Here is a 23,026-nt window from a genome sequence, read left to right on the forward strand (position 1 = left end):
CGGTCAACGCGATTCTGGCAGCTGCTCTTCGCGCGAGACGCTCATCGGTATTCGACCGTCACCGGCGCGTGGTCGGACCAGCGCAGTGCGTAGGCGTCCGCGCGCTCGACCCGTGCCGCGTGCGCACGTCGCCCCAGATCGGAAGTGGCAAGGTGATAGTCGATGCGCCAGCCCGCGTCATTGTCGAAGGCCTTACCCCGCCACGACCACCAGCTGTACGGTCCGTCGACATCGGGATGCAGCTGCCGGAAGCTGTCGACCCATCCGGCCTCGAGCAGCGAGCCGACCCAGGCCCGCTCCTGGGGCAAGAAGCCCGCCTTCTTCTGGTTCGCCTTCCACGCCTTGATGTCTCGCTCGGTGTGCCCGATATTCCAGTCGCCGCAGATCACCACGTCGCGTCCACTGCCCGCCAGCGTGGCCATTCTGGTACCCACCGCCGCCATGAAGCGCTCCTTCTCTTCCTGGCGCTCCGTACCGGCTTCTCCGGTAGGCAGGTAGATGCTCGCCACCGTGAGATCGCCGATCTGGGCCTCCAGGTACCGGCCGGCCTCGTCGAACTCGCCGCCGTCGGCGTCCAGCGTCGCCTTGGTGGAGGCAGCCGGGACGCGGCTAAGGATGCCCACGCCGTTGCGCCCCTTCACGCTCGACGAGGCGTTCACTACGTGCCACCCCGCGGCGAGGGCCGGGGCCAGCGCCTCGTGAAGCTGCTCGTCCTCCGCACGTACCTCCTGCAGGCACACGATGTCGGCGGTCGTCTGCTCCAGCCAGGGCAGCAGCCCCCGGTTCTCGGCGGATCGCTCCTTGACGGCGGCACGAATGCCATTGACGTTGATGGTGGTGACGGTGATCATCGGTCGCCGACGATAGTCGAGTGGTGTGACAGTGATGAGCACCACGGGGCACGGTAAGTTGACGCAACAGACAGTAATGTCAACGCCGATGTTGGCGCACTAGGAGGACCGCATGCTGGAAGCCATTTTGTCGAAGCCGTCGAACAGGCGGGCACCCATCGAGATGGGTGAGGGCGAGCCGGTCCTGCTGCTGCATCCGTTCATGCTGTCGCAGTCAGTCTGGGAGACCGTGGCCGAGCAGCTCGCCGACGCCGGGTATGAGGTGTTCGCACCCACCTACCCCGGACACAATGGCGGTGGACCGATGCCCCCGCTACCTCCGCTGTCGCAGCGCTCGGTCGACGTATACCTGGATCAGGTCGAACAGATCATGGACCAGAAGGGCTGGGAGACAGCGCATCTGGTAGGAAACTCACTGGGTGGCTGGATCGCCCTGGGCCTGGCACTGCGTGGCCGTGCCCGCAGTGTGACGGCCATCGCGCCGGCGGGCGGCTGGACCAAGTACTCGCCACTGAAGGCGGAGATCGTGGTGAAGTTCGCGGCCATGCTCCCCTGGCTGGCGTTCTCCCGGCTGTTGGGCCGTCGCGCGGCGGGCCTGCCGTTCGTCAAGTTCGCCACCGCCCGCGCGCTGTGCGGAGAGACCGAGGCGCTGAGCCTTCCGGACTTCCACAGCATCTTCGAGGACATCACGCACTGCCCCGCGTACTTCGCGTCGCTGACGTCGATTCTGCCGGCGCCGGGGCTGCAGAACCTGAACACCATCTCGGTACCGGCACAGCTGGTGTTGTGTGAGAAGGACGAGATCGTGCCCCCGGGCCGGTTCGGGAAGCTCATCGGCCAGGGGCTGCCCGCCGACGCGCGACGGGTCACCCTGGCGGGCATGGGTCACGTTCCCATGCTCGAGGCGCCCGGCCAGGTCACCGAGGTAATCACCGACCTGATCGACCCGCTGGTGGCCGCCAAGCGCGCCGCAGCATCCGACGTCGGCTAGGCATGTCGCCGAGTGTGAACCTGTGGCGGAGTTTCGGCTGATTCACCGCCCAGGTTTCACACTCGACGCGTCGAGCTACACCTCGACGGATGCCAGGGCGGCGTTGAAGGTCTGGCTCGGCCGCATCACCGCAGTGGTCTTCGCGGCGTCTGGCTGGTAGTAGCCACCGATATCGGCAGGGCTGCCCTGCACCGCGGCGAGCTCGGCCACGATCGCGTCCTCGTTCTCCACCAATTGCTTGGCCAGCGGCGCGAACAGCCCGGCCAGTTCCGGATCCTCGGTCTGCGCGGCAAGCTCGGACGCCCAGTACAGGGCCAGGTAGAACTGACTGCCACGGTTGTCGAGCTCACCGGCCTTACGCGACGGGCTCTTGTCGTTCTCCAGCAGCTTCCCGGTCGCGGCATCCAGCGTGGTGGCCAGGATCTTGGCCCGCGGGTTCCCGGTCTTGATGCCCAGGTCCTCCAGGCTCACGGCCAGCGCCAGGAACTCGCCGAGCGAATCCCACCGCAGGTGGTTCTCCTCGACCAGCTGGCTGACGTGCTTGGGCGCCGAACCACCGGCCCCGGTCTCGTACAACCCGCCACCGGCCATCAGCGGCACGATGGAGAGCATCTTGGCGCTGGTGCCCAGCTCCAGAATCGGGAACAGGTCGGTGAGGTAGTCGCGCAGGATGTTGCCGGTCGCCGAGATGGTGTCCAGCCCGCGGATCACCCGCTCCATCGTGTACCGAATCGCCCATACCTGCGGCATGATCTGGATCTCGAGGCCCTCGGTGTCGTAATCCTTGAGGTACGTCTTGACCTTCTTGCGCAGCTCGTTCTCGTGCGGGCGCTCGGTGTCCAGCCAGAACACCACTGTCATGCCGGATTCCCGCGCTCGAGTGACGGCCAACTTCACCCAGTCCTTGATCGCCGCGTCCGTGACGACCGGCATGCGCCAGATGTCGCCGGCCTCCACGTTCTGGCTCAGCAGCACCTCGCCGGTGTCGATGTCGACGATGTCGGCGACACCGGGCTCGGTGATCTCGAAGGTCTTGTCGTGGCTGCCGTACTCCTCGGCCTTCTGCGCCATGAGACCGACGTTGGGCACGGTGCCCATGGTGGTGGGGTCGAACTGCCCATGGGTCTTACAAAAATTGATCATCTCCTGGTAAATCCGGGAGAAGGTGGACTCGGGGTTGACGGCCTTGGTGTCCTTGAGCTTGCCGTCCGCGCCGTACATCTTTCCGCCGGCCCGGATCATGGCGGGCATGGAAGCGTCCACGATCACGTCGCTGGGCGAGTGGAAGTTGGAGATGCCCTTAGCCGAATCCACCATGGCCAGCTCGGGCCGGTGCTCGTGGCAGGCGTGCAGGTCGCGGATGATCTCCTCGTGCTGCGATGCGGGCAGCGCCTCGATCTTGCTGTAGAGGTCGGACATGCCGTTGTTGACATTGACGCCCAGCTCGTCGAACAGCTCCTGGTGCTTGGCGAAGGCTTCCTTATAGAAGATCTTCACCGCGTGTCCGAAGACGATGGGGTGGCTGACCCGCATCATGGTGGCCTTGACGTGCAGCGAGAGCATCACGCCGGTCTTGTACGCATCCTCGATCTGCTCTTCGTAGAAGTCGCAGAGCGCCTTCTTGCTCATGAACATGCTGTCGATGATGTCGCCCTCGCCCAGCGTGACCTCGGCCTTGAGCACGGTGGCCTCGCCATTGGGCGTCGTCAGCACCATCTTGACCTTGCGGGCGCGATCCAGGGTCAGCGACTTCTCACCGTGGTAGAAATCGCCTTCCTTCATGGTCGCGACGTGGGTGCGCGACGCCTGCGACCACTTGCCCATGCTGTGCGGGTGCTTGCGGGCGTACTCCTTGACCGCACGCGGCGCGCGACGGTCCGAGTTACCTTCGCGCAGAACAGGGTTCACGGCGCTGCCGAGACACTTGGTGTACCGCACCAAGATGTCCCTCTCTTCGTCGTTCTTCGGGTCTTCGGGGTAGTCGGGCAGCTTGTAGCCCTTACCCTGCAGTTCCTTGATGGCGGCCAAGAGCTGCGGCACCGACGCGCTGATGTTCGGCAGTTTGATGATGTTCGTCTCGGGCAGCTGCGTCAGACGGCCCAGCTCGGCCAGATTGTCCGAAACCTGCTGGTCTTCGGGAAGGTAGTCGGTGAACTCGGAGAGGATGCGGGCGGCAACGGAGATATCGCTGGTTTGGACGTCGATACCGGCTGGCCCGGCGAAGGCCCGGATGATCGGCAAGAAGGAGTACGTCGCGAGTAGCGGCGCCTCGTCTGTCAGCGTGTAGATGATGGTCGGCTGCTGCGCACTCATGGTCACTCCCGGCGTCGTTGGTCGGTCAGAATCTGAGGTAGATCTGGCGACCGGTGGGTCGCCAGGCTCGTCCTATTCAGTATCACGTCGTCTCCGAGCCTAGGCGGGCGGAGGGCCTGTGATCGCGCTCCCATCGCAACCTCCCGGGCACCGCCGAGTGGCGCCTCGCATACCTGGTGGCAACCATTCGGTGAATTGCGATAGGCTTCTCACTGGTCATGAGCACCAGCGTCAAGCCCCGGCTCGCTGGTCGGCAACCCTCCAACCGCGGTGGGGTGCCCCGGGTGATGACCAGGTTGAGTAGCCGACTGGGTTATGAAAGGACAGTCGGCCACACGGCAAGCGCGGGTCCGATGACGGGCCCCGAGAAGACAGGTTGGCCCGATGAAGTATTTGTCACCCGGGGGTGAATCCCTGCATTCCTGTTGTCGTTGTTGTCGCTGTCGCATGCCCTAAACCGCCAGCCCCGCACCGACCACCAGGAGGTTTTCCATGACCGATATCGATCCCACCGCCCAGTGGGCGTTCGAGACCAAGCAGATCCACGCGGGCCAGTCCCCCGATGCGGCAACCAATGCCCGGGCTCTGCCGATTTACCAGACCACGTCCTACGTCTTCAACGACACCGCGCACGCGGCGGCGCTGTTCGGCCTGTCCGAAGAGGGCAACATCTACACGCGCATCGGCAATCCAACCCAAGATGCCGTGGAGCAGCGCATCGCCGCCCTCGAGGGCGGCGTGGCGGCGCTGCTGCTGGCATCCGGACAGGCGGCCGCGACCTTGGCCATCCTCAACATCGCGCAGGCCGGCGACAACATCGTGTCCAGCCCGCGCCTGTACGGCGGCACCTACAACCTCCTGCACTACACGTTGCCGCGTCTGGGCGTCTCAACCACCTTCGTCGAGGATCCCGACGATCTGGAGTCCTGGCGCCGGGCCATCACCCCGCAGACCAAGGCACTCTTCGCCGAGTCGATCTCCAACCCGCAGAACGACATTCTCGATATTCCCGGCATCTCGGAGATCGCCCACGCGGCGGGCGTTCCCCTCATCGTCGACAACACCGTCGCCACGCCGTATTTGATTCAGCCGCTGGCGCACGGCGCCGACATCGTGGTGCACTCGGCCACCAAATACCTTGGTGGACATGGCAATGCGATCGGCGGGGTGATCATCGACGGCGGCACCTTCGATTGGACGCAGGGCCGCCATCCCGGATTCACCACGCCAGACCCGAGCTACCACGGCGTGGTCTTCGCCGACCTGGGCGCACCGGCTTACGCACTCAAGGCACGCGTGCAGCTGCTGCGCGACCTCGGCCCCGCCATCTCGCCGTTCAACGCGTTCCTCATCGCCCAGGGCTTGGAGACGTTGAGCCTGCGGGTGCAGCGCCATGTAGAAAACGCGGAACGCGTCGCTAATTACCTCGTCGCCCAGCCGGGGGTCACCCACGTCAACTACGCCGGGCTGCCCACCTCCCGCTGGCACGAACGCGCGAAAGAGCTGGCCCCCAAGGGTGCCGGCGCCGTGCTCGCCTTCGAGCTGGACGGCGGCGTCGAGGCGGCCACCACCTTCATCGATTCGCTGACCTTGCACAGCCAGGTTGCCAACATCGGTGACGTGCGATCGCTCGTGATCCACCCCGCGACGACGACGCACGCACAGCTCGCACCCGCCGAACAGGTGGCCTCCGGCGTTACGCCGGGACTGGTCCGATTGGCGGTCGGCATCGAGGGCATCGACGACATCCTGGCCGATCTGGACACCGGATTCGCGGCGGTGCGGAGACTCAAACAGCCCGCGGCGGTGGCATCATCGTGACCTTGACCGACGATCTTCGCGCCAGCGGCTCACACATCACCCTCCCCCAGGGCGATGAGATCGCCTATGTACCAATAGGTTCGATCACGCTGGAGAGTGGCGCTGTCATCGACGACGCGACCGTGGCGGTCCAGAGCTGGGGAGAGCTCTCACCGCGCCGCGATAACGTCGTCTTCGTCTGCCACGCGCTCACCGCCGACTCACATGTGGTCGGAACCGCCGGTCCCGACCACATCACCGGCGGCTGGTGGGAAGGGATCATCGGTCCGGGCGCAGCGATCGACACCGACCAGTGGTGTGCGATCGCCACCAACGTGCTGGGCGGCTGCCGGGGCACAACCGGCCCGACTTCCCTTGCCGAAGACGGAAAGCCCTGGGGTTCACGGTTCCCCGGGGTGTCGGTGCGCGATCAGGTGAATGCCGACATCGCCGCACTCGCACAATTCGGCATCACCGAAGTCGCCGCCGTCGTCGGCGGATCGATGGGTGGCGCACGTGCACTGGAATGGGCTGTCATGCAACCGGATTCGGTGCGGGCGGCGCTGGTGCTGGCAGTCGGCGCCCGTGCCACCGGCGATCAGATCGGCACCCAGAACACGCAGATCGCCGCCATCCAGGCCGATCCGGACTGGCAGGGTGGCGACTACCACGGCAGCGGACGCACTCCCGAAAAAGGGCTGAACCTCGCCCGGCGCATCGCACATCTGACCTATCGCGGCGAGGTCGAGCTGGACACCAGGTTCGGCAACGATCCCCAGGTCGGCCCGGACGGGCCCGAGGATCCGTGGGCAGGTGGCCGATACGCGGTGCAGAGCTACCTCGAACATCAGGGCGATAAGTTCGTTCGGCGCTTCGACGCCGGCAGCTACGTCATCTTGACCGAGGCACTCAACCGGCACGACGTCGGGCGGAGCCGTGGCGGTGTGGAGAACGCTCTGCGCGGCTGTCCAGTACCCGTCGTCGTCGGCGGCATCACGTCCGACCGGCTGTACCCGCTACGGCTGCAGGCGGAATTAGCGGACCTGTTGCCCGGTTGTACCGGCTTGCGGGTGGTCGAATCGGTGCACGGCCACGACGCGTTCCTCATCGAGTTCGACGCGGTGAGCGAGCTGGTGCGGGAAACACTCGCCCTGGCCAAGTCAACACAGGCTTCGTAACGGAACCCGAGGAGCGCGAATGCCGGACGCACACGCAGAGCCATCGCTGTCGTTCGGTTCCCAGGCCGCGGCCTACGAACGGGGCCGCCCCTCCTACCCGCCCGAGGCCATCGACTGGCTACTGCCGGCCGGAGCACACGACGTCCTGGATCTGGGTGCCGGCACCGGGAAGCTGACCACCCGCCTGGTGGAGCGCGGACTCAACGTGATCGCGGTGGATCCGCTCGCGGAAATGCTTGAGGTGCTCAGTAACTCACTCCCCGATACCCCCGCGCTACTGGGTTCCGCCGAGGAGATTCCGCTGCCCGACAACAGTGTGGATGCGGTACTGGTGGCGCAGGCCTGGCACTGGGTGGATCCCGAACGTGCCATCCCCGAAGTCGCTCGCGTGCTGCGCCCCGGCGGCCGTCTGGGGCTGGTGTGGAACACTCGCGACGAGCGGCTGGGCTGGGTCGCCGATCTTGGCAAAATCATCGGCAGCGAGGACGATCCGTTCAACCACGCCGTTAGCCTGCCCGCACCCTTCACCGGACAAGAGCGACACCAGGTCGAGTGGACGAGTTACCTTACTCCGCAAGCACTTCTGGACATGGTGGCATCGCGCAGCTACTGCATCACCGCCCCCGAGGCCGCCCGGAAAAAGACGCTTCAACAGGTACGGGAGCTATTGGCCACCCACCCCGCGCTGGCCCAGTCGACGGGCCTGGCGCTGCCCTATGTGACCGTGAGCATCCGCGCCAACCTGAACCAGTAGAAGCACCGCCGGATCAGGTGCCCCAGTTCACAGAGACGAACCCGCCCCGTGCCGCTACGGTGTACCCGTGCGTACGGATCGCCGCCTGCTGGCAGCCCTCTTTGTCACCACCACACTCCTGATCCCGGCCCTCGCCGGGTGTGGATCCAACGGGTCGTCTTCGGACACCAAGAACGAGTCCGCATCGACCGCCAGTAGCACCCCCGCCGAACGGCACACCCGACAGTTCATCCCCGAGCTGGGTATCTACGTCACGGTCCCGCACGACTGGGTGGCCTTCTCCGACGGGGTGCACGACAACAAGGGGCTGGTGACCTACCAGGTGCGGCCCAAGTGGGAGTCGTCGGAGTTCGCGCAGTATGTGCGCATCCGTAAGTTGGTGGCTTCCGACGAGAACACAGCTGCCCCGGAAGTAAAGGACTGGTTGGCGTCGTCGAACGCCGACGCGGTGAGCGCCTTCGTCAAGACCCGTAAGTCCAAAGTCACTGCAGACAAAAGAGATTCATGGGACGGACCGAACCTGCCCGGCGCCTCGGCCAGCCTGGAACTGGAGAAGCCCGCGGCCGCCGAGGGCAAGCCACCGGCCGACATTACGCCGAAGATCTACGTAGCGTTTGTCGGACAGGGCGATCAACGGTGGCAGATCGCCACGAGCAATACCGGCAGCCCCAGCGGAGAGCCGTCCGAACAGTTCTTCGGCGAGCAGGCCGACACCATCGCGCGCTCGGTGCAACTGCTCAAGTAGGCGCCTATCCGGTGCCCAGCGGGTCGATCGTCAACGCCAGGTAGACCATCACCGCTGCCACAGCCCCAAGGGCACCGACATCAAAAGTCTTGCCGCGTACCGCCAATAGCCCTGCGGCCTCGTCGGTAAGCACCAGCCGCAGCGCTGCGGCCACGCCCACGGCGATGCCCACGACCAGCGCGCCGCGCCGCCAGCGGTCGGCGACCACCAATCCCAATGCCACCAGGAACACCGCGGAGACCACCAGGATCGGCCACTGCTCCCGAGCGAAGCGGCGGATGGCGTCAAGTGTCGCCGCGAGAAGGCCACGTGACTCGGGTTGCAGGGCTGTCACGAATGTTCCGCCCGCTCGATCACGTTGGTGAGCAAGAAAGCTCGGGTCAACGGCCCGACTCCACCGGGGTTGGGCGAGACGTATCCGGCGACGTCCCAGACGTCCGGTGCGACGTCACCAGTCAACGTGTCGTCGACGCGGCTCACGCCCACATCTATCACCGCGGCGCCCGGCTTGATCATGTCGGCGGTCACCATGTGCGGCACCCCCGCGGCGGCGATGACAATGTCGGCCTGCCGGGTCAGCGCGGCAAGATCGCGAGTTCCGGTGTGGCACAGGGTGACCGTCGCATTTTCCGAACGCCGGGTGAGCAGCAGCCCGAGCGGACGGCCCACCGTGACACCACGGCCGATCACCACAACGTGCGCACCGTCGAGCGTGACGTCGTAGCGGCGCAGCAGATACACGATTCCGCGCGGCGTGCAGGGCAGCGGCGCTTCCTTGCCCAGCACCAGCCGGCCCAAGTTCGTCGGATGCAGACCATCGGCGTCCTTATCGGGGTCGATGCGCTCCAGCGCCTCGTTCTCGTCAAGATGCTTGGGCAGCGGCAACTGCACGATGTATCCGGTGCAGTCCGGGTTGGCGTTCAGCTCGTCGATGGTCGCGCACAGCGTGGCCTGATCGATATCGGCCGGCAGATCGCGGCGGATCGAGTTGATGCCCACCTTGGCGCAGTCGTTGTGCTTGCCGCGGACATAGGCCTGAGAACCCGGGTCATCCCCTACGAGGATGGTGCCCAGGCCCGCTGTCCTGCCCGCCGCGGTGAGCGCCGCGGCGCGCGTGGCCAGCTCCACAAAGATCTCGTCGCGGGTGGCCTTACCGTCAAGTCGAGTCGCCGTTGCCGAAGTCACCGAGCCAGTATCCACCACGTGATCACCAGGTGTCCCAGTGCAGGACGTCCGACAGCGGCTGACGCTTGGCCAGCCGGAAGTCGGTACCGACGGTGTATGCGATCGGGAAAAGCCCGCCCTGGGTGACCTTGTCGAACGGGATGCCCAGGATGTCGGCGGTGCGCTTCTCACCGTCGTCCATCAGGTGCAACGTCGTCCAGGCCGAGCCCAAGCCGCGGTTACGCGCGGCGAGCATGAAGCTCCACACCGCGGGCAACAGCGACCCCCAGGTGGACGCCGCCCCGACCACAGGCAGGTTGTCAAGGCGCCCCTCGATGCAGGGAATCAGGAACAACGGTGCCCGCTCGAAGTTCTCGGCGAGATAGCCGGCCGAGTCCACCACCTTGTCGCGTCGCTCACCCCGGGTGTCGCCCTCGGCGTACTCGGGGCCTTGGCCGGTGGCGTACTTGTTCCAGCCCGCGCGGTAGATGTCGGCGATGGCCTTCTTCTTGTCGGCGTCCTCGACGATGACAAAGTGCCAGCCCTGATGGTTGGAACCGGTCGGCGCCTGCATCGCGATGTTCAGACATTCCTCGATAACCGAACGTTCGACGGGCCTGTCGAAATCGAGGCGCTTGCGCACCGAACGGGTGGTGGTCAGAACTTCATCGGCTGACAGATTCAGGGAGGTCATGAGACGAACGTACAACGCGTGGCCGAGCCGAAAAGTAGGAGTGCACATCCAGAATTCGCCAGCCCCTTCCGCGGCGTAATCTCCGGAACGTGGCCGCCGACGTTCGCAATATCCCCGACGTGCTGGCACCCGCGCGGCTTGGCCCCATCACGCTGCGTAATCGGACGATCAAGGCCGCGACATTCGAGGCCGCCTCCCCCGACGCACTGGTCACCGACGATCTCATCGAGTACCACCGCAGGCCCGCGCTGGGCGGAGTCGGCATGACCACGATCGCGTACTGCGCCGTCGCCCCCGAAGGCCGCACGGAGTACGGCCAGGTATGGATGCGCGAGGAGGCGCTGCCAGGGCTGCGGCGCCTCACCGAGGCCATCCACGACACCGGCGCCGCTGTCTCGGCGCAGATCGGCCATGCCGGCCCGGTGGCCAACGCGCGATCGAATGGGTCGCCTGCCCTCTCCCCGATCCGGTTCTTCAACCCGTTGGGCATGAAGTTCGCCCGGCGGGCCAGCGCCTCGGACATCGAGGGCGTGATCGCCGCCCATGCGAACGCGGCCCGTCTCGCCATCGAGGCCGGTTTCGACGCCGTCGAAATCCATTTGGGCCACGGATATTTCGTGAGCTCCTTCCTGAGCCCGCTGTTCAACCGGCGAGGAGACGAGTACGGCGGATCGCTGGCCAACCGAGCCAAGGTGGCGCGCGCAGTGGTCCGGGCGGTACGCAAGGTGGCCGGTAACCGGCTGGCCGTGACCGCGAAGCTGACCATGACCGACGGCATCCGCGGTGGCATCCCCATCGAGGAATCGCTGCAGACCGCACAGTGGCTGCAGGAGGACGGCGGGCTCGATGCCCTCGAACTGACCGCGGGCAGCTCCCTGGTCAATCCCATGTACCTGTTCCGAGGCGAGGTGCCGATCCGCGAGCTGGCCCAGGGCTTCCCCAAACCCCTCGGGTGGGGCGTGCGCGTCACGGGGAAGAAGTTCTTCCGGTCCTACCCCTACCGCGATGCGTTCTTGCTCGACGATGCCCGCCGGTTCCGTGCCGAACTGGACATGCCCCTGATCCTGTTGGGCGGTATCGCCGGCGGCGACACCATGGACCTGGCGATGGCGGAGGGCTTTGAGTTCGTGGCCATGGGCCGCGCGCTGCTGGCCGATCCGGATCTGGTGAATCGCGTGGCGGCCGATCGGGCCGCTCATTCGCGGTGCACGCACTGCAATCAGTGCATGGCCACGATTTTCAGCAGAACCCACTGCGTCCTTACGTAAGCTGCGACGCCAGCGAAGGACCGGCGTCATGCGCCTCCCGGTTGCGCACGATGTGTGCAACGTGGCGCTCCGCCCACGACCTCAACTCGTCAATGGGCTGACGCAGAGAATCACCCAACTCGGTCAGTTCGTACTCCACCGTCGGCGGCACAGTCGCGTACGCCGTGCGTTCTACCAGTCCGTCGCGCAGCATCGACCGCAACGTAGAGGTCAGCACCTTGCCGGTGATGCCACCGATCCGTTCGCGCAGGACGGTAAAACGCAGTGGCCCGTCAACGAGAGCTAGTACCACCAACACAGTCCACTTGTCCCCGATCCTGTCCAACACCACGCGGGTGGGGCAGTTCTGGTCGAAGGCATTCCCCAGCCAGTCACCCACCGCGGGTTGTGATGCAGCAGACATCATGAGACTCCTTTAGTTACCTTGAGGTACCAAGTTACCACTGGATACCTTTGGAGCGTCCACCTCACCTACGGAAGGACCCACACCCATGAAGATCGCAATATTCGGCGTCACCGGGACAGTCGGCTCCCGCATCGCGGCCGAGCTCGCCGGTCGCGGACACGCAGTGACCGGGTACAGCCGTCGAGGCGGGGATCATGCCCAGGCCGGATCCCTTTCCGACGGAGCGCTCGTGGCGAGGGCGGCCGCCGAGCATGACGCCGTCATCTCAGCGATAGGCCCGAGCCGTTCCGGCGCTCCCCACAGCGAGTTCATCGACGCGATCACAACGGCCACTGCCAATCTCCACGGCACTCGGCTGTTCGTCGTCGGCGGCGCAGGGTCCCTGCGGGTAGACGGAAAACGCTTGGTGGATTCGCCAGAATTCCCCGAGTCGTACCGCGCCGAGGCGCTTGCCCACGCAGCCGTTCTGGAATCCCTCGAACTCACCGGCCAAGACGTGGACTGGGTGTACCTCTCACCACCGCCACTCATCGAGCCCGGAGAACGCACGGGCTCCTACCGTGTCGCCGATAGCTCTCCGGCCGGCCAGTCCATCTCAGCGGAGGACTTCGCGGTCGCGGTGGCCGACGAACTCGAACGCCCGGCGCACCGACGGGAACGATTTACGGTCGCGAATTGATACCGGCGGCGCCGGGCGCGATGAGCATTCGCGATCGTGACCGATACCGGCGAGTTGAGGCGATCGGCCGGCAGGGGCGCCGGGCCAGTCGAGACTGTCGTCAGCTGGCTGCTGTGGGTGCTGGTCAGTATCGCGGGGTGCATCGCCGCATTCGCGACCATCTTCCCCGTCGGGTTCGGCGGCGCCTTCCCGGAGCAGGCCGATGAAGCCGGCAAGGTTTTCGTCTGGTCGTTGCTGACGGTGCTGATGTGCATGGTTGCGCCGGTAGCGATGGGCATCGGACACTGGCGTCATTGGCACATTTGGTATTGGCCGGCGTTGTGCGTCGCCGCGCTTGCCCGGACCTTGTTTCTGCTCCAGAGCCTGTGAACCACCCGGCGCGGGAAGGACGGTCCCACGGCGCGACCCGATACAGTCGGTGACGATGACTGGTCGGGAAGCACCCACTCTCACCGTGGTATTCGATGGTGACGAACGAAAGTTCGCACCCGGGCACGACATTCATATCGGCCGCGATATCCACGCCGATGTACGCATCACGCACCCCTTGGTGTCGCGTATTCACCTGATAATCAGGTTTGTCGACGGCAAATGGATCGCCGAGGACCAGCGCAGCCTCAACGGCATCTTCGTCAACGGTCGTCAGGTCGGTTGGGTCGAGGTGCGCGATGACACCGTGATCAACCTCGGTGACCCTGGCGGACCTCGTATGACGTTCGCCCTCGGCGGTCTCGGCGGCGAGACACAGCTGGGGATCGCTCCCCCCACCATGCGCGGTCACGTGTCGGGCCTGCAGCCGGCCGCCTACACCGGCACCCAGCAGCACTACCCGACCGGCGGATACCAGTCGGCGCCGCAGACCTACGGGCAGCCGCCTAGCCAGCAGCACCCGTACAGCGCACCGCCCTCGGGGCCCCAGACCTATGGGACCTCCGGGCCCACCCGTCCGCGCCAGCAGTACCCGTCGGCGCCCACCCCGATACCCGCCCCGCACTCCGCCGAGCCGGTGGAGCCGTTCGGTACCCGCGCGATGCGGGCGCTGGGCATCGGCGGCGGCGCGCCGAAACCGTCACCCGGTGCCGTCACCGTCGGCCGTGCCCCCGACAACACCATCGTCGTCAACGACGTGCTGGCCTCACGGCACCACGCCCTGTTGCTTCCCACCGCTGGTGGCCTGGAAATCCAGGACCTGCACACCATCAACGGCACCTTCGTCAACGGTGTCCAGGTCGAGCAGGCAACGGTGCGCGAGGGCGACACCGTCACCATCGGTAACGTCGACCTCGTCGTCCAGGACGGCACCCTCGTCAAACCCACGATCGCCACCCGTGTCGGCGGTCTTGAGGTGCAGGGCATCGACTTCACCGTCGAGGGGGGCAAGAAGCTGCTCGACAACATCAGCTTCTCGGCGGGCCCCGGCTCGCTCACCGCGGTCATCGGCCCCTCGGGCGCCGGCAAGTCCACTCTGGCCCGGCTGATCGTCGGCAACACCCAACCGTCGGCGGGCAAGGTGTCCTTCGAAGGCCACGGGGTGCACGCCGAATACGCCGTGATGCGAAACCGCATCGGCATGGTGCCGCAGGACGATGTGGTGCACCCGCAGCTAACCGTCAGCCAGGCGCTGCATTACGCCGCCGAGCTGCGACTGCCACCGGACACCAGCAAGGAAGACCGCGAACAGGTGGTGTCCCGGGTTCTCGAGGAACTCGAGATGACCAAGCATGCCGAGACCCGCGTCGACAAGCTCTCCGGTGGACAGCGCAAGCGCGCCTCGGTGGCCATGGAGCTGCTGACAGGTCCGTCGCTGCTGATCCTGGACGAGCCCACCTCCGGTCTGGATCCAGCGCTGGACCGTCAGGTGATGAGCCTGATGCGCCAGCTCGCCGATGCCGGCCGCGTGGTTGTGGTTGTCACGCACTCGCTGACCTACCTGAGCTACTGCGACCAGGTGCTGCTGCTGGCGCCCGGCGGCAAGACCGCCTACTGCGGACCTCCGCGCACCATCAACCAGGAGATGGGCACCACCGACTGGGCCGATATCTTCGCTAACGCCGCGGCCGATCCGGACGGTGTGCACCAGGCCTATCTGACGCGGCACCCCGCCGCGAACAAACCCGTCACCGCCCCGGTGAAACCCGGCGACCTCGGGAAGCCACCCAAGACCAGTCTGCTGCGGCAGGTCTCGACGGTGGCGCGGCGTCAGGGGCGGCTGATCCTGGCTGACCGCGGCTATTTCATCTTCCTGGCGCTGCTGCCGTTCGTTCTTGCCGGACTGGTGCTGTCGGTACCCGGCAGCGCCGGTTTCAACGTGGCGCTGCCCGACAACCCGAACGAACCGGGACTGCTACTGGCGCTGACCAACCTCGGCGCAAGCTTCCTGGGGCTGGCGCTAACCATCCGTGACTTGATCGGTGAACGGGTGATCTTCCGGCGTGAGCAGGCAGTGGGCCTGTCGGCCACGGCCTATCTGCTGGCCAAGATCATCACGTACTGCGGTGCCGCCATCGTGCAGTCCGCGGTGATGACGGCGGTCATCGTGATTGTCCGCGGTGGGCCGACGCAGGGTGCGGTACTGCTCGGCAACGCCAACTTCGAGCTGTGGGTCGCCGTGGCCGCGACCGCGTGCGCGGCCACCGTGCTGGGCCTGGTGCTGTCCTCGCTGGCCACCTCCGCCGAGCAGGTGATGCCGATGCTGGTGATCGCCACCATGACGCAGATCGTCTTCAGCGGCGGCCTCATCCCGGTGACGGGACGTGCGGGGCTGGAACAGTTCTCCTTCCTGTTCCCGTCTCGCTGGGGATTCGCGGCGACGGCCTCGACCACCGACCTGCGCAAGCTGGTACCGGTGGGGCCGCAGGACGAGTTGTGGAATCACGATGCCGGAACATGGCTGTTCGACATGGGCATCCTGGCGCTACTGGCGCTGGTGATGGCGGGGTTCGTACGCTGGCGCATCCGCCTCAAGGGCTAGATTCGCTAGCCGCCGTGCACATCCAGTCCGTGCCCTGCGGCATACGCGACAGCCTGCGGCAGATCGACTTTCGCGGCGACCAGGCTTGCGGTGGTCCACAGCGTCGGGTCGATGCGGGCACCCCGCAGGTCGGCGCCGTCGAGCTTGAGGTTCTGCGTGCGGGCGCCGGTGAAGTCGGCGCCGTGCAGATTGGCCTTGCGCATATCGGTGCCCACCAGGTTGGCCTCCCGGAAACGGCAGTCCGACAGATCCATCTCACGCAGATCGAGCCCACCGAGCGAGGACAGGGTGAAATCGGTCTCGATGAACTTCGACGGACGCACCCGGCAGTCGGTGAGGGTGGAGCCCAGCAGGCTGCACTGGCGGAACTCCGAATGCCATAGGGAGGTGCGGCGGAAGGTGCAGTTACGGAAGGCCGTGCCGATATGCAGCGACTCGGTGAGATTGGCTCCGCTGAAATCGCATTCGGTAAAGACCACACGCTCGGTGCGCAGTTCGCGAAAGTCTTCGTCGTAGAAGGTCTCCGCGGTGATTTCACGGTCAACCCAGTGCTCGGCCATGACTGACATCATGCCCGGAGGGTCCGTCAGACGTTCACATCGAAACCCAGGTCGATATCACAGGCGGCCTGACCGCCACGGATTCCCCAGTTCTCTGTCACGCTCTCGCGCAGCACAATGGTGACGTGATCCGGTGGTATGCCCAGCAAGGAAAGCTGTTTCACAATCTCGGCATAGAGGTTTCGTTTCGCTCCTATCGATCGGCCCGCGAAGCAGTCGATGGAGACGAAGGTGTACAGCTCGGGCCGGGCCAGATTTGGCGCGTGCGAAAACCTATGGGGTTCATGCACAACGAGGCGCACATGCTTGTCCTCTTCCGGTATCTGAAAGGCAGTGACGAGCGCACCGTGAACCGCATCGATGATCGCCACCTCTTCGGCCTCGGTGTAGACCCGGCGGACCTCGACCACTGAACTGGGCATGCCGTGGATCATCACACGAAGGGGCTACACAGCCAACGAATTTATCGTCCGGATCATGCGGTGCGGTGAGCGGCGGCATCTGCATACTTGCTGAGCCGCGCGAAAGCACCGTCCAGAAGTGGCTTTACCGGGCCGTCGCCGCTCTGGTCGCCGTTGTTTGTATCTCACTGGCCCTCAAGAGCGTGCTTGCCGGTTTGGGGATCGGCGCCTTTGTGGTCTTGTTTCTCGCCCTGACGTACCTCCGATACGAGCTCTGGCACCCGACAGGTCGAGTACCGATCTTCGACATTTGAACGAAGACTCCGAGGTTCTTCGGCGTACAGTGCGCTCATTGGATAGGAATTGGGGAGGGAACCATGAGAGCTGTCCTGATTGTGCTGGCCACGCTAATAAGCTGCGCCCCAGTCAGTTATGCCGGCCCCATCGAATTCTTCAACAACACCGACCTCGGTACGTGGCTGGCATCAAACGGATTCAACTGCGTGCCCGCACTCGATTTTCTGCTGTGCTCTTACCAAGAACGTGCACATTCGTGGCAATTTCAGGTAGTCAATGGCGATACCACCGCCAAGCGAAAGGCAAGCTGCGACGCGGGAACTGCGTTGAGCCAAAGCCACCTACAAGGCGACACATGGGCCCTCTTCTCCGGGAAGGGAGATGCGGCCTTATCCGGGATGCTCGAAACGATGAGTACGAAGGGCTTGACCGACGGGAAGATCGTTACTTCATGCCCCTACAACTAGGCTGAACTATGTTCAGAGTTCTGTTTCATGAGCCGACAACCGCCTTCTGCTGAACACGCCACGACTCCTTATCGCTCCGGGCGATTCTGAACTACTGGATGGCTAGCGTCATGAAGATGCTGTGCGGATCTTCGACGTAATTACCGAAGGGGCCACACGCAACAAACCCGTGTTTACGGTAGAACTCCCGCGCGGGGGCGAAGAAGCTCATACTCCCGGTCTCCAACGAAATCCTGTACACACCAAGATGTTTCGCGTCATCGAGGGCATGCGCGAGGAGCATCGAGGCGACACCCAAACCTCGGTGCCGCGGATCAGTGCGCATGCTCTTGAGTTCTTCATGACATGCCGAGATCCGCACCAGTGCAACAGTTCCGACGAGATTTTGTCCGTCGGAAGCGACCCACATTCTGATTCCGGGTTTCTGGAGACCTGCAGCGTCTAGGGCATGCCGACTCCCCGGAGGCGCTGTCGGCGCCATATCGTCCAGGTGAGCCTGCAAGAACGCCAGTAGCGTGGCGTTCTTGAAATCTGCCGCAGTGACTAAAAACGCCACAACCTGCTCTCCATCACTTCCGCCGATGAGACTTCGTCGCCTCTAAACCATAATGGTTGGGTGTTCCGCATCCTCTTCCATGAGCCCCGTATCGCCCCGAATACCGGCAATGCGATTCGGATGGTGGCAGGCACCGGATGCGAGCTGCATCTGGTGCAGCCGCTGTTCGACCTCTCGGAAGCCAAAGTACGTCGGGCCGGCCTGGACTATCACGACATGGCTTCGGTGACGGTCCACGAGAGTCTTTCCGCTGCTTGGGAATCGCTGCGGCCGCAGCAGGTCTACGCCTTCACCGCGCATGCGAGCGTCAGGTACACCGATATCGGCTACCAGCCCGGCGATGTGCTGCTGTTCGGTCCCGAACCCACCGGGCTGGATGCCGAGGTGCTGGCCAATTCACACATCACCGAGAAAGTGCGCATTCCGCTGTTACCCGGCCGCAGATCCCTGAACCTGTCCAACGCCGCAGCCATCGTCGCTTACGAGGCCTGGCGTCAGCACGGTTTTCACGGGTCCATCTAGCGGAAGTCGCGCGAGGTGGATTTGACGCGCAGATCCAGTGGCCGCAGCTGATCGGCCACCACGGTGATGGCTCCGCTGGTGTTCTGTACCTGACCACGAATGATCAACGCCTGAGCGGTCACCGCCAGCTTGCGGTACCTCGCCCACAGGCCCACCGAGCACACCACGTTCACCATGCCCGTCTCGTCCTCAAGATTGATGAACGTCACCCCGGCCGCGGTGGCCGGCCGTTGACGATGCGTGACGGCTCCCGCCACCAGCACCCGCGCCCCGTCCGGAACATCGAACAGTCCCTTGGCCGGAACGACACCCAACTCGTCAAGCTGTTCCCGCAGGAACTGGGTGGGATACGCATCGGGGGTGACTCCGATGGCCCACACATCAGCGGCGGCACGAGTTACCTCCCCCATCGGCGGTAGCTCCGGAATCCGGGAAGACACCCCGACTCCGGGCAACCGGTCGGGCCGCTGCGCGGCGGCCGCGCCCGCGACCCACAGCGCCTCACGCCGGGACATACCGAAGCAGCCCAGCACGCCCCCCGTGGCCAAGGCCTCGACCTGCGCCGTGGTCAGCTGGATGCGGCCGGTCAGATCGAGCAAAGAGGCGAACGCGCCGTGCGCTTTTCGCTCCTGGACAATCGCCTGAGCCAGGTCATCCCCGATGTGACGGACGGCGCTCAGGCCCATCCGGACCTCCAGGCCCGCATTCTCCAACGTCGCATACGACAGGCTGGCGTTGACATCGGGGCCATGCACGGTGACACCGTGGCGACGGGCATCGGCCACCAAGGACTGCGGCGAGTAGAAACCCATGGGCTGCGCGCGCAACAGCGCCGCGCAGAACGCAGCGGGGTGATGCAACTTGAACCACGACGAATAGAACACCAACGAGGCGAAGCTCTGCGCATGACTCTCCGGGAACCCGAAATTGGCAAAGGCATAGAGCTTTTCGTAAATGCGGTCGGCCCGCTCTCCGGTGATATTGTGCAACCTGGCCATGCCCTCATAAAACCTGGCGCGTAATTGCTCCATCCGCTCTGGAGAGCGCTTGGACCCCATAGCGCGGCGTAGCTGATCGGATTCGGCAGGAGTAAAACCGGCCACATCGACGGCGAGCTGCATCAGCTGTTCTTGAAACAGCGGGACGCCGAGAGTCTTCTTCAGCGCCCGTTCCATCGACGGATGCTCATACTTCCAATCCTTTTCGATCCCGTTGTACCGCCGTATATATGGATGCACCGAGCCGCCCTGGATGGGTCCGGGACGGATGAGCGCCACCTCCACCACCAAGTCGAAGAACTTCGCGGGTTTCAGCCGTGGCAGCGTGGCCATCTGCGCACGCGATTCCACCTGGAACACCCCCACCGAATCGGCCCGGGCAAGCATCTCGTACACCGCCTGCTCCTTCAGGTCTATTTGAGCCAAGTCAACCGTGATGCCCTTATGCTCGGCGACGAGATCGATGCAGTAGTGCAGCGCCGAAAGCATGCCCAGACCCAGCAAGTCGAATTTGACCAAACCAACTGCGGCACAATCATCTTTGTCCCACTGCAACACGCTTCGGTCCTCCATGCGCGCCCACTCGACGGGCACCACATCCGCCAGCGGACGATCGCAGATGACCATGCCACCCGAGTGAATGCCCATATGCCGGGGAAAATCCTTGACCTGCTGCGCCAAATGGATAACCTGCGGCGGAATGCCGTCGACCTCGGCGGCGTCAGCCAAACCGCCCCAATGACCCATCTGTTTACTCCAGGCGTCCTGCTGTCCCTGTGCGTATCCGAGTGCTTTGGCCATGTCCCGCACTGCCATCCGCCCCCGGTAGGTAATGGTGTTGGCCACCTGGGCGGCACGTTCACGGGTGTGCTTGGTGTAGACGTACTGGATGACCTCTTCTCGGCGATCGGATTCGATGTCGATATCGATATCCGGTTCACCGTCACGCGCCTCGGACATGAACCGTTCGAACAGCAGGCCCTCCGCCACCGGGTCGATGCTGGTAACACCAAGCGCGTAACAGACCGCCGAATTAACGGCAGACCCTCGACCCTGGCATAGGATGTCACTGTCGCGACAAAACCGCGCAATGTCGTAGACGACCAGGAAGTATCCCGGAAAGTCTTTCCTTGTAATGATATTCAACTCTTTTTCGATCTGGGCGTAAGCCTTCTCAGCACCCGCCCGTGGCCCGTAGCGCCGAGCAGCGCCCTCGATCGCCAGCTTCCGCAAAAAGCTAGCCTCGGTGTGCCCGTCTTCGACGTCAAAGGGTGGCAGCTTGGGGGCAATGAGTTTCAAATCGAAAGCACACGCCTCCCCCAGCTCGGCTGCCGCCGTCACAGCGTGCGGACAATGCGAGAACAGCCGGGCCATCTCATCCCCGGACCGCAGATGCGCTCCCCCCACCGGGGCAAGCCACCCTGCGGCATCATCGAGACTCTTGCGTGCTCGCACTGCCGCCATCGCCATGGCGAGCCGCCCACTATCGGGTGTAGCGAAATGTGCTGCGGTGGTAGCGACCACACCGACACCAAACTTCGGCGCCAACTCGGCGAGCACCGCATTGCGCTCATCCTCATCAGGATGGCCATGCCGGCTGAGTTCGATGCTGACCCGATCCGCCCCAAACCGGTCGACCAAACCAGCCAGCGCCTTTTCCGCCGCGTCTGGTCCGTGAGCGATGAGTGCTCGTCGCACATGCCCCTTACGGCAGCCGGTCAGAATATGCCAATGACCACCGGCAGCCTCGGCCAAAACGTCAAGGTCGTAGCGCGGCTTACCTTTCCGATCCTTGGGTGTACCACCGGACATATGCGCAGCCGACATCTCACGCGATAACCTCCGATACCCCTCCTGGCCACGCGCCAACACCAATAGATGCGTGGAGTCCTCCGTGTTGCCCTGTCCACCAAGAGACAGCTCCGCACCGAACACCGTGGGCAAGCCGAGCTCCCTAGCGGCTTCCGCAAAACGGACCACCCCGTAGAAGCCATCATGATCAGTGAGCGCCAGAGCCTTGAGATCGAGCCGGGCCGCCTCCTGCGCCATCTCTTCCGGCAGGCTGGCGCCGTCGAGAAAACTGAACGCCGAATGCGCATGTAGCTCGGCGTAAGGCACCGACGACCGTCCGCGCTCACGGGTGGGCGGCTCATAGGGTGGGCGCTTTCGGCTCCACGCCGGACCATCCCCGCCATCCCCCGGAGGCGCGTGACGGTTGGGGCGCCCATCAAGCACCCTCTCCATTTCCGCCCAGGTTGGGGGACCCTGCGACCAGCCCATCCCACCAGTGTATCGAACATATGTTCTATACGTGGCCGCTCCCGCAATTCGTACAAGGCAGGTAACTAACTAGATATATACATGTATGCTGGCGGTACTGGCCCGCATCCGACGCGACGGCAAGCAGCTAGACGAGAATCTGGAGAAGCGAATGCCACACCACGGCAACTACACGCCCGAAAAGGTCGTCTTCCCCTCGCACGGCGAGGACATCGTCGGTGTCGTACACCGTCCCCACGGTGACGGCCCCTTCCCCGCAGTGGTCCTGCTGGGCCCCTATTCGTTCGAGAAAGAACAAGCGCCAATCCACTACGCCACCCGTCTCGCTGACGAAGGTTTCCTGGCGCTGGCGTTCGATCCCCGCACCGTGGGCGAGAGCGGCGGCACACCGCGCCGTCTCGAGAACCCGAAGATGAAGAACGAGGACGCCGTAGCGGCCATCGACTACCTGCTGAACCGCGATGACGTCGACCCATCGCGCATCTTCGGGGCCGGTGTCTGTCAGGGTGGGCCCGAGATGCTCGATATCGCCTCCTATGACGACCGGATCAAAGCCGTTGCCTCGGTGACCGGTTACTACCGCGACCGCGAGACCGACCTGTTCATGATCGCCGCCGGCGTCAGCGAGAACCCGTTCGATCCGGCGACCGCGCCCACCACCGAGCAGCTGGAAGCTCTCCTGGACGCCAGGCTCACGCGGGCGCGTGATGCCAAGGCCCGGTACGAGCAGACCGGCGAAGTCCTCTACGCACCGCTGGTCTCCCCCGACCTCGGTGACCCGGTCGCCGGATCCGATGCCGGGTTGCCCGGGCCGCTGGTGTGGAGCTGGTACGGATCGTGGACGCTCAAGGGCTGGGAGAACCGCTACGCCATCATGAGCGACCTCGACCACTTCGACTACACCACCGTGCCTGGTGCCGCCAGGCTGGAGAAGCCCGCATTGGTGATCCACTCCGACACCTGCATGAATCCGGCGGCAGCACGGCGGCATTTCGAGTCGATTCCATCCGCCGACAAGAAGCTCATCTGGGAGAACGGCACCAATCACTTCCAGTACTACGACCAGCCCGACGTCGTCGACCGCACCGTCGGTCACATCGCCGACTGGTTCAACAGCCACCTGGCCTGATG

General features: G+C 64.6%; 23 protein-coding genes and 1 riboswitch. Of the genes, 13 read left to right on the forward strand and 10 right to left on the reverse strand.

What is annotated here, in order from left to right; genetic code table 11:
* Window positions 1–41 precede the first annotated feature (41 nt).
* Window positions 42–851: an exodeoxyribonuclease III gene (locus tag B4394_RS04670; protein WP_078314601.1), complete on the reverse strand. Its 810-nt coding sequence runs from the start codon at window positions 849–851 to the stop codon at window positions 42–44.
* Window positions 852–963: 112 nt separating this feature from the next.
* On the opposite strand from B4394_RS04670, the gene ephH reads away from it, so the two are divergent.
* Window positions 964–1,842 carry an epoxide hydrolase EphH gene (ephH, locus tag B4394_RS04675; protein ID WP_078314364.1) on the forward strand — a complete coding sequence of 293 codons (879 nt, stop codon included), beginning with the start codon at window positions 964–966 and terminating at the stop codon, window positions 1,840–1,842.
* Window positions 1,843–1,917: 75 nt separating this feature from the next.
* Here ephH and B4394_RS04680 read toward each other — a convergent pair whose 3' ends face one another.
* Complete coding sequence (locus tag B4394_RS04680; protein WP_078314366.1) at window positions 1,918–4,155, reverse strand: NADP-dependent isocitrate dehydrogenase; 2,238 nt, start codon at window positions 4,153–4,155, stop codon at window positions 1,918–1,920.
* Window positions 4,156–4,369: 214 nt separating this feature from the next.
* A riboswitch (SAM riboswitch) is annotated at window positions 4,370–4,506 on the forward strand.
* 141 nt (window positions 4,507–4,647) lie between these two features.
* Here B4394_RS04680 and B4394_RS04685 point away from each other — a divergent pair.
* The 4 genes from B4394_RS04685 to B4394_RS04700 all read left to right on the forward strand — a co-directional run bounded on the left by B4394_RS04685 (window position 4,648) and on the right by B4394_RS04700 (window position 8,632).
* Complete coding sequence (locus tag B4394_RS04685; protein WP_078314368.1) at window positions 4,648–5,976, forward strand: bifunctional o-acetylhomoserine/o-acetylserine sulfhydrylase; 1,329 nt, start codon at window positions 4,648–4,650, stop codon at window positions 5,974–5,976.
* A 2-nt stretch (window positions 5,977–5,978) separates the two neighbouring features.
* A complete protein-coding gene (metX, locus tag B4394_RS04690) occupies window positions 5,979–7,133 on the forward strand; it encodes a homoserine O-acetyltransferase MetX (protein WP_078314602.1) in 1,155 nt (384 codons plus the stop codon).
* Window positions 7,134–7,152: 19 nt separating this feature from the next.
* On the forward strand, window positions 7,153–7,887 hold the full coding sequence (locus tag B4394_RS04695; RefSeq protein WP_078308639.1) for a class I SAM-dependent methyltransferase: 735 nt from the start codon (window positions 7,153–7,155) through the stop codon (window positions 7,885–7,887).
* Window positions 7,888–7,954: 67 nt separating this feature from the next.
* Entirely contained in the window at window positions 7,955–8,632 is a 678-nt protein-coding gene (locus tag B4394_RS04700; protein ID WP_078314370.1) for a hypothetical protein, read from the forward strand.
* Between the two features lie 4 nt (window positions 8,633–8,636).
* Here B4394_RS04700 and B4394_RS04705 read toward each other — a convergent pair whose 3' ends face one another.
* The 3 genes from B4394_RS04705 to B4394_RS04715 are packed head-to-tail and all read right to left on the reverse strand — an operon-like array spanning window position 8,637 to window position 10,490.
* Window positions 8,637–8,966, reverse strand: coding sequence for a DUF3017 domain-containing protein (locus tag B4394_RS04705; protein ID WP_078308637.1), 330 nt, complete (start codon window positions 8,964–8,966; stop codon window positions 8,637–8,639).
* Window positions 8,963–9,817: a bifunctional methylenetetrahydrofolate dehydrogenase/methenyltetrahydrofolate cyclohydrolase gene (locus B4394_RS04710; protein ID WP_078314603.1), complete on the reverse strand. Its 855-nt coding sequence runs from the start codon at window positions 9,815–9,817 to the stop codon at window positions 8,963–8,965. The genes B4394_RS04705 and B4394_RS04710 overlap by 4 nt, the downstream gene beginning before the upstream one ends.
* 22 nt (window positions 9,818–9,839) lie before the next feature.
* Window positions 9,840–10,490 carry a nitroreductase family protein gene (locus tag B4394_RS04715; protein ID WP_078288307.1) on the reverse strand — a complete coding sequence of 217 codons (651 nt, stop codon included), beginning with the start codon at window positions 10,488–10,490 and terminating at the stop codon, window positions 9,840–9,842.
* Window positions 10,491–10,579: 89 nt separating this feature from the next.
* Here B4394_RS04715 and B4394_RS04720 point away from each other — a divergent pair, with 89 nt between their 5' ends.
* The gene (locus tag B4394_RS04720) at window positions 10,580–11,758 is read left to right on the forward strand and encodes an NADH:flavin oxidoreductase (protein ID WP_078308636.1); all 1,179 of its coding nucleotides are present in this window, start codon (window positions 10,580–10,582) and stop codon (window positions 11,756–11,758) included.
* Here the strand turns inward: B4394_RS04720 and B4394_RS04725 are convergent.
* A complete protein-coding gene (locus B4394_RS04725; protein ID WP_078308986.1) occupies window positions 11,751–12,161 on the reverse strand; it encodes a winged helix-turn-helix transcriptional regulator in 411 nt (136 codons plus the stop codon). The two genes, B4394_RS04720 and B4394_RS04725, sit on opposite strands and share 8 nt — an antisense overlap.
* Window positions 12,162–12,249: 88 nt before the next feature.
* On the opposite strand from B4394_RS04725, the gene B4394_RS04730 reads away from it, so the two are divergent.
* Genes B4394_RS04730 through B4394_RS04740 form a run of 3 tightly spaced genes read left to right on the forward strand, consistent with a single transcriptional unit; the run spans window position 12,250 to window position 15,814 of the window.
* Window positions 12,250–12,843 (forward strand): NAD(P)-dependent oxidoreductase, encoded by a 594-nt coding sequence (locus B4394_RS04730; RefSeq protein WP_078314372.1) that lies wholly within the window; start codon window positions 12,250–12,252, stop codon window positions 12,841–12,843.
* 36 nt (window positions 12,844–12,879) lie between these two features.
* Window positions 12,880–13,212: a hypothetical protein gene (locus B4394_RS04735; protein ID WP_286141900.1), complete on the forward strand. Its 333-nt coding sequence runs from the start codon at window positions 12,880–12,882 to the stop codon at window positions 13,210–13,212.
* Window positions 13,213–13,267: 55 nt separating this feature from the next.
* Window positions 13,268–15,814 (forward strand): ATP-binding cassette domain-containing protein, encoded by a 2,547-nt coding sequence (locus B4394_RS04740; RefSeq protein ID WP_078308634.1) that lies wholly within the window; start codon window positions 13,268–13,270, stop codon window positions 15,812–15,814.
* A gap of 5 nt (window positions 15,815–15,819) precedes the next feature.
* On the opposite strand, the gene B4394_RS04745 is transcribed toward B4394_RS04740, so the two are convergent.
* The gene (locus tag B4394_RS04745; RefSeq protein WP_078308983.1) at window positions 15,820–16,374 is read right to left on the reverse strand and encodes a pentapeptide repeat-containing protein; all 555 of its coding nucleotides are present in this window, start codon (window positions 16,372–16,374) and stop codon (window positions 15,820–15,822) included.
* 26 nt (window positions 16,375–16,400) lie between these two features.
* Entirely contained in the window at window positions 16,401–16,796 is a 396-nt protein-coding gene (locus B4394_RS04750; RefSeq protein ID WP_078308984.1) for a tautomerase family protein, read from the reverse strand.
* A gap of 65 nt (window positions 16,797–16,861) precedes the next feature.
* On the opposite strand from B4394_RS04750, the gene B4394_RS04755 reads away from it, so the two are divergent.
* Window positions 16,862–17,089, forward strand: coding sequence for a hypothetical protein (locus B4394_RS04755; RefSeq protein WP_078308633.1), 228 nt, complete (start codon window positions 16,862–16,864; stop codon window positions 17,087–17,089).
* 63 nt (window positions 17,090–17,152) lie between these two features.
* Window positions 17,153–17,539: a hypothetical protein gene (locus B4394_RS04760; RefSeq protein ID WP_078314374.1), complete on the forward strand. Its 387-nt coding sequence runs from the start codon at window positions 17,153–17,155 to the stop codon at window positions 17,537–17,539.
* Window positions 17,540–17,630: 91 nt separating this feature from the next.
* On the opposite strand, the gene B4394_RS04765 is transcribed toward B4394_RS04760, so the two are convergent.
* Window positions 17,631–18,095, reverse strand: coding sequence for a GNAT family N-acetyltransferase (locus tag B4394_RS04765; RefSeq protein ID WP_078314376.1), 465 nt, complete (start codon window positions 18,093–18,095; stop codon window positions 17,631–17,633).
* A 60-nt stretch (window positions 18,096–18,155) separates the two neighbouring features.
* Here B4394_RS04765 and B4394_RS04770 point away from each other — a divergent pair, with 60 nt between their 5' ends.
* Window positions 18,156–18,617, forward strand: coding sequence for a tRNA (cytidine(34)-2'-O)-methyltransferase (locus tag B4394_RS04770; RefSeq protein ID WP_078314378.1), 462 nt, complete (start codon window positions 18,156–18,158; stop codon window positions 18,615–18,617).
* On the opposite strand, the gene B4394_RS04775 is transcribed toward B4394_RS04770, so the two are convergent.
* Entirely contained in the window at window positions 18,614–21,895 is a 3,282-nt protein-coding gene (locus tag B4394_RS04775) for an error-prone DNA polymerase (protein WP_078308630.1), read from the reverse strand. The genes B4394_RS04770 and B4394_RS04775 overlap by 4 nt on opposite strands.
* A gap of 151 nt (window positions 21,896–22,046) precedes the next feature.
* Here B4394_RS04775 and B4394_RS04780 point away from each other — a divergent pair, with 151 nt between their 5' ends.
* Window positions 22,047–23,024 (forward strand): alpha/beta hydrolase, encoded by a 978-nt coding sequence (locus B4394_RS04780; RefSeq protein WP_078314604.1) that lies wholly within the window; start codon window positions 22,047–22,049, stop codon window positions 23,022–23,024.
* The last annotated feature ends 2 nt before the right edge of the window (window positions 23,025–23,026 follow it).

This window comes from Mycobacterium sp. D16Q16, from assembly GCF_002013745.1.
In the GTDB taxonomy this organism is placed as follows: Bacteria; Actinomycetota; Actinomycetes; order Mycobacteriales; family Mycobacteriaceae; genus Mycobacterium.